Raw genomic sequence first — 15,099 nt, 5'->3', positions numbered from 1 at the left:
ACATGTCCTTCTTAGTGGAGTTATTTAAATTCTCAAAAAAAGACATTACTCAAAAATAGAAAAAAAATCGAACAATGTTAACATATTGTAAAAATTTAAAAAACTCAGATGAATCTTATACAGAAAGCTAAATAATTCACATTAGAATAACTAAATTACATTATAAATATGAATTTACAACAAAATACCTAATCGAAAACCTTTTACTTTTAACAAAAAAATCCCCAAATACGTAATAAGAATTTAATATTTTGTTAATACGGTTATAGTGTTTACCTTTGGCGCAATATTTGGAAAAATAAGAAAAAGATCAATGAAAAAATACATTATAACAGCAGCATTATTAATTGGAACCGGTACATTAATTTTTACCAGTGTTCAATCCTGCACCACCATGGCGACATCCGACCTTGGATTATCTATTATTAAAAGAGTTTTACTGAACGGTATAGATAAAGGAATGGGGATTTACAGCAACAAGGAAGCTTTCCTTCAAAATAATATGGTGGATAAGGCTCTTCCAAAAGAGCTGAGAGACATTAATTCTACCCTTGAAAAAATTGCTCCTTCCCTGGTAGCTAAGGAAAGAGATTTTATTGCACAGGCAGCAGCATATACCGTTAACACATCAAAACCTATTCTACAAGGGGCTGTAAACAGTTTAAATGCACAGGATGTGACAAGAATTATTCAGGGTACAACAGCAACACAGATCTTAAAGGAGAAGACCTCTCAGCAGCTCGTTGCTGCCATCGCTCCCAAAGTGGATGAGAAACTGAATGAATATGGAATTGCAAAAACAATCAATACCGCTCTTTCAGGAAATAATCTTTTGGGCAGCCTTCTTGGTGGAAGCAACAGTAATGTAAACACCGGTGGCTTGAGCAGACTTGCCTCTGAACAGCTGGTGAACGGACTGTTCAATATCATTGAAGATTACGAGCATCAGAACTCTAAAGCACTGCTTGGACCACTTGGAAAATAGAAAAATTTTCGCTATATTTATATAACTTAACAACTGCAGATGGACATATTACAAGGAAACCAACACGCTAACCCTGAGGATTTTTATAATTCTCTGAAGGAGAAACTGGAAGGTCACCATGACTTTCCTGAAGATTATTTATTTAAATTTATCATTCCCACAGATCAGGCAAAACTTACTGAAATTTATAAAGTTTTTGATGGCATCAAGTTTACATTGGGAAACCGCGAAAGCAAAAACGGAAAATACACTGCATGTAATATCAATGCATTCGTTCTGGATGCAGATCAGGTGGTGAATATTTATAAAGATGTCGCTAAAATAGAAGGCGTCATTCTATTGTAGAGAAAAGAAAAAGTCAGCTAAAAGCTGACTTTTTTATTATTATTTTTCAATAAAGAATTTTACATTCTCAATAGGTCTCCCCAGCATGGCAACAGATCCTTTGATCAGGATAGGCCTCTGTATCAGGGAAGGATTCTCAGACAGGATTTTAATCCATTCTTCTTCAGAATAATTTTTATCAGCATAATTTTCCATATACAGCTTATCTGCTTTACGGATCATATGAAATACGCTCTGATTCAGCTTTTTCAATACTGTTTTGATTTCCAGGACGCTCAACGGATCTTCCATGATGTTGATGATCTCAAAAGGCACACCGTTTTCATCAAGATACTCAAGTACAGCATTTGATTTAGAGCAGTTCCCGTTATGTAAAACCTTAACCATCATAATGTTACTATTTAAAATTGAACTTTCTCCTTAAAGTTAGGAAGAATAAACGGAGAGCTTCTCTTAAATTCTGATAAAAATTTGTTAAAATAAGCCGTTCAGTTCTACTTCTATCTTTTCAAGAATAAACCCAAAGTCCTCGGGCTTTTCTACAAAATCCAGGTCATCCACTTCGATTACCAGAAGTTTTCCTTCAGTATAATCGGAGATCCATTTTTCGTATTTCTGATTGAGTTTTGACAGGTATTCAATACTGATCGATGCTTCATATTCCCTTCCTCTTTTGTAGATCTTTTTCACAAGATTCGGAACATCGGATTTAAGATAAATTAACAGATCCGGAGCAGAGACGAAAGACTTCATCAGACCGAAAACAGATACATAGTTATTGAAATCCCTGTCTGAAAGAAGTTTCATGTCATTTAGGTTTTCAGCAAAAATATGGGCATCTTCATAGATCGTACGGTCCTGTATAATATTCTTACCGCTTTCCCTGATCTCTTTAACCTGACGAAATCTGCTTCCCAAAAAGTAGATCTGAAGTGCAAAACTCCATTTGCTCATATCCGCATAAAAATCTTCGAGGTAAGGGTTGTGATCTACATCTTCAAACTGTGCATCCCATCCGTAATGCTTGGCAAGCATCGTAGTTAATGTTGTTTTACCGGCACCAATATTTCCTGTAACTGCAATATGCATTCTCCTTAATATTTTTTATTTAATCCTGACTAAACACCTGCAGCCTGAACCTCGGATGTGTCTTCCATCAGCTTTTGTAGAGTATTATCCGGAGCTTTTTTATCAGATTCCGTCTTTTCTACATCAGTTTTTTCCACTTCTGTTCCAACTGGCTGTTCAGATGGTGGTTCTGGAGCTGGCGGAGCAACCTGCTTGGTTTCGGGTTCTGTCTGCAGTTTAGTTTCCTTTATTTTTTCAAGGCTGTAAAGATAGAGTTTGTTCGCTTTGATTTCAAAATAAGAAAGGATGTTTTTATCCACAATTTGTGCGTCTTTATCTTCAAAAATTTTAATCATCCCTTTTTCCGGGTCATATTTCAGGATCGAATTGTCCGCGACCACCAAAATAACATCATTCTCCCGTCTGAATCTTTTCCCGTTTTCAAGTGGAGCTTCAAAGAGCTTTTCAAATTTCAGCGAGTATATCCGGATATGTTTCCGGGTTAAAATATAGACTTTATTTTCAAATACAAGCAGATCCATCATATCATCAAAACTGATATCAAAAGGATAAGAATTAATTGTTGTATCGTTTCTGAAGTTATACTGAATCAGTCGTTTCGTACTGTCATCCAGAAGCCACAGCTGCTGAAGATCTTCGGCATAGGCCATTTTGATAAACCCGAACTTCTGTCTGAAATCTATTTTCTGGATCTCGTTCATATTCTGATCGACAAATTTCATTTCCTGGGCATTTTCTGAGAATAATGCCAGGCTCAGCGGGTTCTGCACAGACTGTACTTTATATGGCACCGTAAGCATCATTTTTCCAAGCTGTTTTCCTAAAGAATCGTATTTGGTAAAACTGAAATCTTTGTTTTTATAGATATAGAGATTGCCGTAGTCGTCCGCCAGCATATCTTTAGCTTCCTTCAGCTTTAATGTATCTAAAGGAAGGGACTTCTGTGCGTTTACTGTACAGAAAAAGAAGATAAATATGATGTAAAATAATTTCAAAATCTATTTTGGTAAAGATAATTTTCCTATGCGGAACGTCGGCAATTTACACACTTTTATTTAAATTTTAAATAATGAATTTATTGAATGGCAACTTCATAAATTTTCGTCCAGTTTTTACCGGTTATCAACATGTTATCACCTTTAAAGGCAATTCCATTTAGAACATGTTCACTGTTACCCTGATCATTTTCATGGGTTAATTTCGTAAAATCAAATTTCCCTATGGCCTCCCCTGTAGCAGGATTGATTTTTAGTATAATAGGTTTATGCCAAACATTGGAATAAATGAAACCCTTATGAAATTCCAGCTCATTAATATTGTTGTAGGTTTCAGCGTGTCCGGCAACAGACACTGTTCTGACTACCTTAGAAGGAGAGTTTATATCCAGAAAATAAAGGTTTTTTGAACCATCGGTTGCAATAAGATTTTTCCCGTCATACGTTAGTCCCCACCCTTCGCCGATCATATTCGGTAAAGGAAATTGGGAAAGTTTTTTTAATGAGTTTTTATCGTACACAAAACCTATTTTATTTTTATAGGTCAGCTGGTAAATCTTATCACCAACAATAGCACAGCCTTCAGAAAAAACATCAATGGGCTGTTTTTCTATAACACTTGGAGTGGATGAACCTAAAGTATATTTTACAAGTTTAGAATCACCGTCTAATCCGGCGCTTTCGTAAATCATATTGCCTTCCATAAGAAATCCTTCGACAAAATTAGTCGGGTCATGAGGATATTCTGCTACGATGTTGTAGGAAATATTCTGTTCAGTTTTTTTTGCAAAAACATTAATTGTTGCATCCTGACTTAAGGTTTCACCGCTTTTGGTTTTAATGATAAAAGTAACGTTGTTATCTCCCAACGTGAAAAACTTAGGATCAATTGTCAAATTTGAAGTTTCATTTTCTCCAAAGCTTACCATAATTGTTTCTGCATTATCTGTCACTTCTTTTGGAAGAGTAAGCCGATCTCCAAAATGGTAGCCCTTTGCCTCTTTTGAATTATTGTAATCAGCCAGAGAATCAAGCATTTTCTCATTGTTATTACATGATGACAGCAGAAAAATTATTGCAAAACCTGCTATGGTATTTCTTTTCAGTGACTTATTAATCATTCGTCAAAAATAGTAAATTTTTAGTCCTTTCATGAAAAAGCGCTCCTAAGGAACGCTTTTTTTATAGATAAATCTTCATTCAGATTATTTGATCTGAACTTCATAGATTTTAGGCCAGTTTTTACCGGTTACGAGCATATTGTCGCCTTTGAAAGCAATACCGTTCAATACGTCATCACTTCCTTTGGTATTCTGTTTTGCAATATCTGTAAAGTCAAATGTACCTACTACTTCTCCCGTTGCAGGATTGATCTTTAATACGACAGGTTCCTGCCATACATTCGCATAGATAAATCCGTTGTGGTATTCCAGTTCATTCAGCTGGTCATAGATCTGGGAACTTCCTGCTACTGCAACATATTTGATCAGTTTTGAAGGATTGTTGGCATCCAGGAAGTATAAAAGCTTGCTTCCATCCGATGCAATCAGGTTTTTTCCGTCATACGTAAGTCCCCAACCTTCGCCCAAAACATTCGGGTAAGCAAATTCTGAAAGCAGCTTCAAAGAGCTTTTATCATAAATATAGCCTTTTTTGCTCTGCCACGTCAGCTGATATACTTTATCACCTACAATGGTGCTTCCTTCAGAGAAATCTTCCTGAGCCTGCTTTGTAGAAGCAAGCGGGGTTGTAGTTCCTAATGTATATTTAAGGATCTGTGAAGAGCCGTTCTGCCCGTCACTTTCATAGATTGTATTTCCTTCGATCTGGAAACCCTGAACAAAATTCTTTGGATCGTGCGGGTATTCAGCTATGATCTGATATGCCATGGTTTTTTCAGGATTTTTTGCAAATACATTGATGGTTGCATCCTGATTAAGGGTTTTTCCGCCTTTTGTTTTGATATTAAAAGTAACGGCATTATCACCTAATGTAAAGAATTTAGGGTCAACAGTTAAGCTTGAAGTTTCTTTATCTCCAAAGCTGATACTGATGCTTTCGGCATTTTCCGTCACTTCTTTCGGAAGTTCAAGTTTATCCCCAAAATGATATCCTTTTTCTACCATTGAATTATTATACTCATTCAAAGTGTTCAGGATTTTCTCATCTTTATTACAAGACGCCAACATCAAAACCACCGCTAAACCTACTATTATATTCTTTTTCATTGAATTTCTAAATATTTCTCCAAAAATAGCAAATTTTATTCCGTATTGCCAATATAATCCACAGGCTGTCCAAATTGTACTATATAACCGTTGTGGTCATACACCGTAAACTCCCTCCTATTCTATTCAAAAGTCCTGATCTTACAACAGATTTTACTTTTGTTTTAAATCTTTTAGGAACGCAGCGCAGTAAATGTTGTCATTATTCCAGGGATTCAAAAGTATCCGTATTAATTTTCATATTAATAGAAATCCATAGCTCGTTATCGATGCTGACTTCGCTCATGACACCCGGATCAATCTCAAATCCTACTTTTTTATAGCATTCAATAGCTCCGGTATTCCAGTCGTATACATTCAGCTCAGCTGTTTTTCTATCTAAATGACTGAAGCCATATTTCAGCAGCTCCTTTACAATTTTCTTTCCATAACCTTTTCCCCGATTGTTTTCATCCCAGATCAGGATTCTTCCAAGCAGGAAAGTATGGTTTTTCAAAAAAATCTGAGCATGACCGATCACATTGTGCTCTGATATATCAAAAACCCTGAACATAAATCGGTTTTCGTTTTTCAGATCATCTTCCAGCTGTTCTTTTGTAAGGGGAAAATGATAAGCAGGACCGGCAAACTGAAGAAGTGATCTTTTGTCTTTTATTTTAGAAATCAGTTCAGGAGCATCTTCTGCTTTAAAAATCTGCAGCTCAATCATATTCTTATTTTTCCAGGTATTCTTTCATACTTTTTCCGATAATTCCGTTCCAGCCTTCGGTAAAACTTTTCTTTGAAAAATTTTCGCCCAAACTATCGAAACCTTCAATATCATCATGAGTCAATGTTACCAACGTTCCGGTGTCTTCTTTCTGAAGATCCCATGTTACGGTAGTTACAGCATCAGAAAGTTCAGGATATGACCATGTATGTTTTAATTTTTGATTGGGAATAATTTCCAGAATACGGCACTGATGGTGATATTTCTTAGCTTCACCCGGCTCATAGAAATTAAATTCTTTTCCTGCTTCCAAAGTAAAATCATGGATATCAAAATACCAGGATTTCATTTCATTTTTATCAGTTAATGCTTTCCAGACTTTTTCTGCCGGAGCATTTATTTTGTACTGAACAGTGATTGATGTATTCATATTATCAGATTAAATTATGGTTTAACTGTGGGAGAATCCGGTAATTTTCGCTTCATCAAAATCCAGCTGCATCTCAATGGTTCTCATGACATGGTCATCAAAAATTTTCTCCTTCTTCATCCGGTGCAGTTCGTTTCTCTGCGCCTGGATGATCTGGCGGAGCACATCCTTATTTTCATTGATCGCATTAACGTAATCTCCTGTAGAAGCCATACACTGGGCTTTATCTGCCATCAGCATCATTTCGGTTTCCAGCTTATGTTTCTGGTGGCGAATCAAAGTATTTTTCTCTGCAAGCTCAGAAAAATCATTTTCCATTTTATGCAGTGCTGTTTCTTTAAGCTTACGCATAAGGATCACTTCCTGTTTTTCTTCAGGTAATTCGCTTCCGGCATCATCTATTTTCAGCCATTTCAGGATCGGAGTCAAAAGAAGCCCCTGTCCTACCAGCGTGATCAATATAATAACGAAAGTTACGAATAAAATAATGTTACGGTGCGGAAAAGCTTCTCCATTTGGCAAAAATGCCGGAATCGAGAGCGCTGCAGCCAGTGAAACAACTCCTCTCATAGCCGCAAAACTGATGATGAAAGGTTCCCGCCAGTCCGGTTTGGGAACTTTTAACCTTAATTCTTTTGAACAGAGTCTCGGGAAATACATGACAGCATAACTGTACAATATCCTTGTAAAAATAATAGCTCCTCCAATTACAACGCTGTAAAAGATTCCTTCTGAAATGGTGTAATCTTTCATAGCGGCAACGACCACCGGAAGCTCAAGACCAATAAGAATAAAAATAATAGTATTCATAAGGAATATAAGTACACTCCAAACATTTCCGGACTGTATTCTTGAGGTATGACTTAAGTAGCAGTGTGAATTATACGACATCAAAAGACCTCCAGCTACCACAGCCAATACTCCTGAAAAATGGAAGTGTTCTGCTCCTACATACATGATGTACGGAACAATCAGCGTAATCACCGTATCAATATTGGAGTTGGAAGGAATGATCCTCAACAAAGCTCCAAACAAGAGTCCTGTAGCTATACCTACTGCCACTCCACCTACTGCCATCAGAAAGAAGTCCTGAATAGCATCTCTCCATATAAACTGTCCTGAAATAACAGCTGCTAGGGCAAATTTAAAGACAATTAAACTGGAAGCATCGTTGATGAGACTTTCGCCTTCCAGAATACTCGTAATCTTTTTAGGGATTTTCATATGTTTCAATACGGAAGTGGCTGCTACTGCATCAGGTGGGGAATTCACCCCTCCAAGCAGGAATCCCATTGCAACAGTAAGTCCCGGGATAATGGAAGATGAAAGATAGGCCACTACAACTGAAGTTAAAAATACAAGCCCAAAAGCCATTGAGAAGATCTGCTTTCTCCACTTGTGAAAATCCTGCCATGAAGTAAACCATGCCGCTTCAAAAAGAATTGGAGGAAGGAAGATCAGGAATACAAGATCCGGCTCTATTTCAATATGTGGCATTCCGGGGATCAGACTGATCAGAAGACCGGCAATAACCAGGAAGATGGGATAAGCTACTTTCAGCTTTTGCCCTATCATCACCAATATCATTACAGACAAAAGGACCGCAATGGATATGATAACATAACTGTGAATCATTTTGATTTGTTTTTTTAGTTGTTTTTTGATTTTGAAGTTGACTAAATACAGAGACGCTAAGTTTTTAAAAACCTTGCTTTTAGGCGCAAAAGTATGACACTTAACTAAGGCTGGCTTTTAAAATCTATCTTTTTTAAAACCTTATAAGTTGTGGAAACCTATAAGGTTGGAAGTTCTGTTTTTATTTAAAATTCTATCGACTGATTAGCAGTATATATTCAATCTACCCTTTATTTTAAAGTACAATATTGTTCTTTGGAGTAATGGCTGGCGGAAGTTCAGTTTCATCCAGCATATCTCTCATATCAATCTCTATGGTACGGCTGATCTGGGTGATTGGCACATCATTCGGGCTTCCTTCAAAAGGGTTTACCGAAGCTTCACCTACACTGTCCAGTGTATGGAAACACCAGGTAACCATCAATGAAAATGGAATATTAAACCATATGGTCCAGCCTTCCAAAACGGTTCCTTCACCTAATTTATCCAGTTCTTTCAGTAATCCAAAAGGTACAAAAAGAATAAACAGCAGCAAAAGATACGTGGTAATGGATGAGAAGTTTCTCGGATAAGGAAAGTTCTTAATCCTTTCTGCTTTTCCCTGGTCATCTGTAAATTTTACCAGCTGCTGGTTGATCTGTGTCCATTGAAAATCATTGATATCTCCTTTTGCATAAGCTTCGGATAATTCTTTGCTCTGGCTGGCCATCAGCTGTGTTGCCCTGTTTTTTTTGCTTAAAATGTATTGAAGTTCGGTTTCGGAAATATACTTTTTCAGCTCATCGTCCAGCTGGGTCAGTCTTTCCGGTATATCATATTTTTTAGCATATTCATCATATTGAGCGGTTCCCATATTCTCCCAGGCTCTGGGCTCTCTCAGTTGGAAACGGAGTGCTGTAAGCCATGCATAATGACGGAAAAACATTTCTTTTACTTTTTTCGGATCTTTTGCAGAAAGGGAGTCTCTCAGAATGTATCCGAAGCTACGGCTGTCATTGATGATGGCACCATAGATCTGCCTGGCTTCCCAAAGCCTGCTGTAGCTGGCATTGTTTTTAAAACCAACAATAAAAGCCACTGCAGTTCCCAAAATAGCAATGGGCTGCCAGGGAACGGAAACAAATTTCCAGCCTAAAAAATACAATACAGTAGGTATTGCCGATAATATCGTTAAAACATAGATACTTCGTCTTGTCCAGGTAGCGAACTCAAGCGCACCAAATCTTTTTCCTGAATGCATATGTGTTATTTATTTTTGATCTGTTGATTCTATTTTCTAAACTAACAGTTTTTTTCTTCATCAAGGCATCCGGCAAGGGCTGTTAATATTAATTTTTGTTAAAAGGAATATTATTATAAAAACCGATCTGGATCTGCCCCCGATTTCTGTTTTCCTGGATTTGATTCATATAACCGGCTTCTATCCGCATATTTTTATTGATAACATATCCTAAAGCTCCATAAACTCTGTTTCTGTCGAAAACCGGACTGTCAAAATGCAGGAAGATCTCATTATACACTGAAGCATACAATGATTTCGGCAGCATTTCTTTTTGGGTGATCGGTATATTGAGTCCGATCATATACCGGAATCTCATCCTGAAATCATCCTGGAGGAAACGTTCTTCCAAACGATATCTGTGCTGCAGATTAAAACGTCCGAACTTCTGTTTCGTAATAAACTGCTGGAAGATCCTGTGCTCGATATTCTCTTTTTTCTCACCGTTTACATAAGGCCGGCTCAAAATAAAACCGTAACCCAGCAAAACGTTATTGTTATTTTCCGTCAGATCATACCCTATTCCCGTACGGATCAATAGCTGTTCGAGGTCTCCTACTGCATCAAAATTCCGGTACTGGACTTCGTTGTGCCAGTTCAGCTTCTTGCTGATCTTATTATTTCCAAAATACATGTACCATGCTCCTAAATCATTTTTCTGCGCAAATGTCGTTATCGACCCCAGACTTAATACTGTAAATACCAGCTTCGTGAAAATCTTTCTCATGTTATTCAATTACTATTATCTATCGTACAAAACAAAATTAATAATTTAAATCAATAATAGCAAACAATAATGAATGGAGAATTCAATTGAAGATATTTTAAATTAATATAGGTATAGTTCTTAATTAACCGGGAATTTGCCTTAGCAAAATCTCATTGCCTTCTGTATCAAAATAATGCATGTCATGACATTAAGATCCATTTTCCAGCCTTTTATTCCGATCTCTGAACAGTCTATTCCTCCTCTGGAATGGAAACCGTATACACCGAAACTCCAAAATTCTTTATGACCCGGATATACTTCGGAAAATCTGCTCCATTTTTCACTTTTGGGTGCCGCTTTAATCTGTTCAATTGTAAATTTCATCACTGCTTTTTTATTTGTTTTAATTATCCATATCCAGATCTCTTCCTACACTCTAAATTATGTTTTTTTTGGAATGAAAATATAAAATAAAACCGGCAGATCTCTCTGCCGGTTATTTTTAAACTTTATTTCGTATAGAATCTTAAGGATGCTGCTGCATTTTCGCAGGATCATCATAGTTTACCATCCAGTTGATTCCGAATTTATCGGTAAACATTCCGAAGTATGCTCCCCAGAAAGTATCTGCCATAGGCATTGTCACCTGTCCTCCGGCAGAAAGTCCACCGAATAGCTTATCTGCTTCTTCTTTGGATTCTGCATTGATGGAAATAGCGAAATTATTTCCTGCTTTGAAATTGGAAGACCATTCACCACCTGTATCACTTCCCATTAAAATGGTTTCTTTAGATATTGGAAGAGAAACGTGCATAATTTTGTTTTTATCTTCTTCAGAAGTTTCTTTGCCTTCCATTGGAGGCATTTCCCCAAAAGTTCCGATGTAAGGATATTCTCCTCCGAAAACTGATTTATAGAAGTCGAATGCTTCTCTGCAGTTTCCATTAAATGTTAAATAAGTGTTTACTGATGCCATTGATTGTTTTTTATGAGTTAAGTTTTAATGAGTTTCTGTTTAAGGTTTTTCAGATAATTCTTTTAATCTCGAAAGTCCTTTCTGGTAATCTTTTCCAATAGCATCTTCCATATTCATAAACAATTTCATTACTGTGAAAGGATAAGGTATTTTTGAGGTAAATCCCCAGGTGGCTTTGCTTCCACTGCCTTCCGGAACAATTTTTACATAAGCATTGGCCTCACTTTCATACGGTGTTAAAAATTTAATCTCCGTATCTATTCTTTTACCTACTGCATCCACTTTTTTTACTTTCTGACATCCTTTTCCGGCAGCATCTTTTTCACTGTCCCAGCATACTTTTTCACCGGGTTGCCCTGTAGTTCCGGTCCAGTCTTTTTTCATAGCCGGATCCAGATCATTCCAGGGGCTCCACTGATCCATAGCTCTTAATGTATTGGTCTGCTGCCATACTTTTTCAACGGGCGCATTAATCGTTATTGATTTTTCATAGACACAGTCTCCTGAAACCAGAGCAGCCACTACCATCCATAAGATAAGGATAGAAGCCAGGACAAGGATAATTCTTTTTAATATTTTCATAATTTGGTTTTTATCTGTGTTGGTCAATTAAGATCATGTTTCCGTCCGGGTCTTTCAGGAAAATGTGTTCAGGGCCAGAAGTGGTTTCATCTGCTGTTTTTTCAAGCGTCACTTCATTTTCTTTTAAATGTTTCTGAATGTCACGTACATCATCAAAAGATTCCAGGTTCCGGGCATTTTCATCCCATCCCGGATTGAAGGTAAGCATATTTCCATCAAACATAGCCTGAAAAAGACCGATCAGGGTACTTCCATTCTTCATGATGAGATAATTCTGCTCCATACTTCCGCCCATAGCGGAGAAACCCAGTTTTTCATAAAAATCTTTAGACTTCTGAAGATCTTTTACACTTAAACTGATTGAGAATGCTCCTAATTTCATATGTGTTTTATTTTTTTAAAGCCAATTTACTTCCTACCAATACCAATCCCCACACAAAAATTCCTAAGATCCAAAACCAAACCGGAGTAGGCAGGGAGAACATCATATATATAGTTATGAACAGGAAAATAACTCCACAAACTATGGCAGAAGTATGTTTTCCATTGCTAGCCACTTTTGAGGCTGTGAATCCTGAAACGAAAGCTGCCAGCGCATATCCGATGATTACAAAGAAAAGCGCCATAAAGGGAGCATGGGCAACATAATCTTTCATGGCTACCATATCACCACTTGCAGCTCCGGCAGGAGGCGGATACAGCTGATGCCCTATTTTTTCAATGATGGTAATGCAGATAATACCTACAATGAGCCCAGCCGGAACGGCCAGTATTCTTCTTAACATGGTTATTGATTTTTTAAACGGGTTTTAAAGTCCAGTTTTCCGTCATAACTTTTCCAATCTCCAATTAATTCTATATACTGTCCTTCTATTTTTTCAGTTTTTTTATTCCACTTGAAGGTATAAATAAATTTACCTTTAAAAATACCGATATGCTTACCTGTGGGTTCTTCCGCCAGTTCATAATCTCCAAATACTACACCTTTTTTTTTGGTGTCCCTATATTTTGTAATGGTTATTTTACCTTCATATTTTGCATAGCTATCATTCACAAGAGAATAGCCGGAAATAAAGTATTCCTGGTCATTTTTCTTATTCTGTTCAGAAATATTGACCTTGAGTTTCAGTTCCTGTCCGCGGTCTCCTATTGTTCCTGTATAAGGTTTGCTGTTATTCAGCCAGACTGTTGAAATATCCGGCATCTGCCCCCATGCAAAATTGCAGGCAAGAATGAGGAACCATAAAAGTTTTTTCATAATGTGTAATGTTTAAACGCCAAATTGGGAAAGATGATGGTTCAGATGCTTGGCAAACATATTGTTCCATTGCTGCGAAGTTAATTTACCAAAAGAAAATGACTCTTTTCCATCGAAAGCTTCTGCCCCCAACTGCTGTGTTTTTTGGATAAAACCGATCAGCCTTTTCTTCTCTTCGTCAAAGTTTTTCCTTCCGGTAATTAAGAACTGGGGAGCTGTAGGGGAATCTCTTGGATAAGCCTTTTCTCCAACTACTTTAGGTTTTACAAAAGTCTTTAAAATAAATTTTGCAATGGAGCCCGGTTTTTTATGTTTTTCAGGTTCATATACCATTTCATAGGATACGCTGCAGTGGGCAAGCATCTGATCAACCGTCATTTTTCCCCACAAACCGTGGGTATCCTCTACCAGCTTATTTATCCTATCAATATAGTTCTGAGCATCTTTTGCATCAAATACATTTTCCATAATATGTCTAATTATCTGAAAGCAAATATATCAGTTTTTTCTTTTGATTTTACAGGATAATGAAAAAAACGGTGTCGTATTTTCGGAATGTGTTTTTTAAAATTCGGAATGTAGGTTTTAGCATAAGGTTGCCCGTTGTAAGCTGCTGGTTACGATCTCAATTGTTGAACAAAGCTGTCGTTTAATAAATATTTTGACATTATTCTCAATAATTATTATCCCTCTCAAACACTCTCAGCTTCCTTCTTTGCCGTATTTTTAAAAATAATCCAAAGCTTAATCTTTAAGGCAATCCAGCCAAGAACAGCATAAACCAGAAGCAGAATACTTAAATGCTTTAAATAGGGAAATGTAAGCTCTACAGAGCCTTTCTGGATCAGTAAAATTTTAAAGGCCTGCAGAAAGGGAGTCAGGGGAATAATGTTAGCAATGTACTGGACAAAAACAGGCATTGCGCTTAACGGCCATGTAAATCCGCTGATGATGAATGCCGGTGAGGCAATAACCATTAAAATCTGTGTTGCCTTCAAAGCATCCGGGATCAATATACTGATGAAAACGCCTAGAAACGAAGCGGAACCAACAAATACTGCAGTCAGAAGAATAAAATTAAGTATTCCTTCGGGCATCGGAACCCGGAAAATCATATGCATAAAGTAATAGACCCCGACAATAAGAATGGAGAAAACCCATATCGGGATGACTTTGATCAGCATGGTCGGGAAAGCCCATTTTTTCATTTTAATGTATTCTTTTGCAAAGGAGCCTCTTTCAAACTCAGCAGCAAAACTTACCGCCATTGCCAGGAGAATAACCTGCTGAAGAACTACAGCCAGCATTGCGGGCCACATAAAGATCAGATAATTTCCTGTGGTGTTGAAAAGTGTGATATAGTTGGCCTTGAATGGCTCATATTGCGTTGCAGCCTTTGTAGCGGGCATTCCGGCTTTCTGCAAAGCTTTGATTGATGCCCCGGCAGAGAAAGTTCCTATGGTAAGCTGAAGTGCTTTGGACGCAAAATTGGCAGTAAGAACATTTCCTGTATTAACGTACACATTCAGTTCGGGATATTTTTTCTGGAGCATATCAGCTTCAAACCTTGACGGAATAATCACAACAGCCGCTGCTTCATGCCGGATTACCTCGTCTTTTATGCTTAAAGGTTCCTGAGCATATTTAATGATGCTGATGCTTTTATTATCATCCAGCATATCGGTCAGCTGGCTGGACAAAGGTGTATTATCCCTATCAATAACAAGTACCGGGGTATTTTCTACTTTTCCGCTTTTGTAGACGAAACCCAGCAATGTAGCATAAAATACCGGAGCCAGAAAAAATACGGTCCTCAGGGTAGAATTGCCGATAAAAAGCTTGAATTCCCGTTTTAAAAGCCGAAAAAATTCTTTCATGA

Annotated in this window: 20 protein-coding genes; 2 read left to right on the top strand and 18 right to left on the bottom strand. The window is 37.3% G+C overall.

The annotated features are described in order from the left end of the window. The first annotated feature begins 313 nt into the window (after window positions 1-313). Window positions 314-985, top strand: a complete 672-nt coding sequence (locus V6R96_RS07090) for a DUF4197 family protein (protein WP_223559166.1) — start codon at window positions 314-316, stop codon at window positions 983-985. A gap of 39 nt (window positions 986-1,024) precedes the next feature. After that, complete coding sequence (locus V6R96_RS07085; protein WP_111954775.1) at window positions 1,025-1,330, top strand: DUF493 family protein; 306 nt, start codon at window positions 1,025-1,027, stop codon at window positions 1,328-1,330. 39 nt (window positions 1,331-1,369) lie between these two features. On the opposite strand, the gene V6R96_RS07080 is transcribed toward V6R96_RS07085, so the two are convergent. The 18 genes from V6R96_RS07080 to V6R96_RS06995 form a co-directional block, all read right to left on the bottom strand. Further along, entirely contained in the window at window positions 1,370-1,720 is a 351-nt protein-coding gene (locus V6R96_RS07080; RefSeq protein WP_111954773.1) for an arsenate reductase family protein, read from the bottom strand. An 84-nt stretch (window positions 1,721-1,804) separates the two neighbouring features. Continuing rightward, entirely contained in the window at window positions 1,805-2,419 is a 615-nt protein-coding gene (locus V6R96_RS07075) for a deoxynucleoside kinase (RefSeq protein ID WP_336378492.1), read from the bottom strand. 29 nt (window positions 2,420-2,448) lie between these two features. Beyond that, window positions 2,449-3,414, bottom strand: a complete 966-nt coding sequence (locus tag V6R96_RS07070) for a hypothetical protein (protein WP_111954771.1) — start codon at window positions 3,412-3,414, stop codon at window positions 2,449-2,451. Between the two features lie 80 nt (window positions 3,415-3,494). Further along, window positions 3,495-4,520: a glutaminyl-peptide cyclotransferase gene (locus V6R96_RS07065; protein ID WP_407934753.1), complete on the bottom strand. Its 1,026-nt coding sequence runs from the start codon at window positions 4,518-4,520 to the stop codon at window positions 3,495-3,497. Window positions 4,521-4,619: 99 nt separating this feature from the next. Beyond that, window positions 4,620-5,642 carry a glutaminyl-peptide cyclotransferase gene (locus tag V6R96_RS07060; protein WP_336378490.1) on the bottom strand — a complete coding sequence of 341 codons (1,023 nt, stop codon included), beginning with the start codon at window positions 5,640-5,642 and terminating at the stop codon, window positions 4,620-4,622. A gap of 202 nt (window positions 5,643-5,844) precedes the next feature. Then, a complete protein-coding gene (locus V6R96_RS07055; RefSeq protein ID WP_336378489.1) occupies window positions 5,845-6,351 on the bottom strand; it encodes a GNAT family protein in 507 nt (168 codons plus the stop codon). A 4-nt stretch (window positions 6,352-6,355) separates the two neighbouring features. Further along, complete coding sequence (locus tag V6R96_RS07050) at window positions 6,356-6,781, bottom strand: SRPBCC domain-containing protein (protein ID WP_336378488.1); 426 nt, start codon at window positions 6,779-6,781, stop codon at window positions 6,356-6,358. Window positions 6,782-6,802: 21 nt separating this feature from the next. Next, window positions 6,803-8,416 (bottom strand): Na+/H+ antiporter, encoded by a 1,614-nt coding sequence (locus V6R96_RS07045; RefSeq protein WP_336378487.1) that lies wholly within the window; start codon window positions 8,414-8,416, stop codon window positions 6,803-6,805. Between the two features lie 235 nt (window positions 8,417-8,651). Further along, window positions 8,652-9,656 (bottom strand): bestrophin family ion channel, encoded by a 1,005-nt coding sequence (locus V6R96_RS07040; protein ID WP_336378486.1) that lies wholly within the window; start codon window positions 9,654-9,656, stop codon window positions 8,652-8,654. An 88-nt stretch (window positions 9,657-9,744) separates the two neighbouring features. Next, entirely contained in the window at window positions 9,745-10,422 is a 678-nt protein-coding gene (locus V6R96_RS07035) for a DUF2490 domain-containing protein (RefSeq protein WP_111954759.1), read from the bottom strand. A 233-nt stretch (window positions 10,423-10,655) separates the two neighbouring features. Further along, on the bottom strand, window positions 10,656-10,748 hold the full coding sequence (locus V6R96_RS20755) for a hypothetical protein (protein WP_407934752.1): 93 nt from the start codon (window positions 10,746-10,748) through the stop codon (window positions 10,656-10,658). 182 nt (window positions 10,749-10,930) lie between these two features. Continuing rightward, on the bottom strand, window positions 10,931-11,380 hold the full coding sequence (locus V6R96_RS07025; protein ID WP_111954755.1) for a VOC family protein: 450 nt from the start codon (window positions 11,378-11,380) through the stop codon (window positions 10,931-10,933). 39 nt (window positions 11,381-11,419) lie between these two features. Continuing rightward, window positions 11,420-11,962 (bottom strand): SRPBCC family protein, encoded by a 543-nt coding sequence (locus V6R96_RS07020; protein WP_336378484.1) that lies wholly within the window; start codon window positions 11,960-11,962, stop codon window positions 11,420-11,422. 10 nt (window positions 11,963-11,972) lie between these two features. Continuing rightward, window positions 11,973-12,344, bottom strand: coding sequence for a VOC family protein (locus V6R96_RS07015; protein ID WP_223559159.1), 372 nt, complete (start codon window positions 12,342-12,344; stop codon window positions 11,973-11,975). A 7-nt stretch (window positions 12,345-12,351) separates the two neighbouring features. Continuing rightward, entirely contained in the window at window positions 12,352-12,747 is a 396-nt protein-coding gene (locus V6R96_RS07010) for a hypothetical protein (protein WP_336378483.1), read from the bottom strand. Between the two features lie 2 nt (window positions 12,748-12,749). After that, window positions 12,750-13,220: a hypothetical protein gene (locus V6R96_RS07005; protein WP_336378482.1), complete on the bottom strand. Its 471-nt coding sequence runs from the start codon at window positions 13,218-13,220 to the stop codon at window positions 12,750-12,752. A gap of 12 nt (window positions 13,221-13,232) precedes the next feature. Next, complete coding sequence (locus V6R96_RS07000; protein WP_111954747.1) at window positions 13,233-13,688, bottom strand: DUF1569 domain-containing protein; 456 nt, start codon at window positions 13,686-13,688, stop codon at window positions 13,233-13,235. Window positions 13,689-13,912: 224 nt separating this feature from the next. Continuing rightward, on the bottom strand, window positions 13,913-15,097 hold the full coding sequence (locus V6R96_RS06995; protein ID WP_111954745.1) for an ABC transporter permease: 1,185 nt from the start codon (window positions 15,095-15,097) through the stop codon (window positions 13,913-13,915). Window positions 15,098-15,099 lie beyond the last annotated feature (2 nt).

The sequence above is a fragment of the Chryseobacterium sp. CCNWLW53 genome, assembly GCF_037083525.1.
GTDB lineage: Bacteria > Bacteroidota > Bacteroidia > Flavobacteriales > Weeksellaceae > Chryseobacterium > Chryseobacterium lathyri.
The sequence above is the reverse complement of the archived record's forward strand: the minus strand, read 5'-3'. Positions and strand labels throughout refer to the sequence as shown.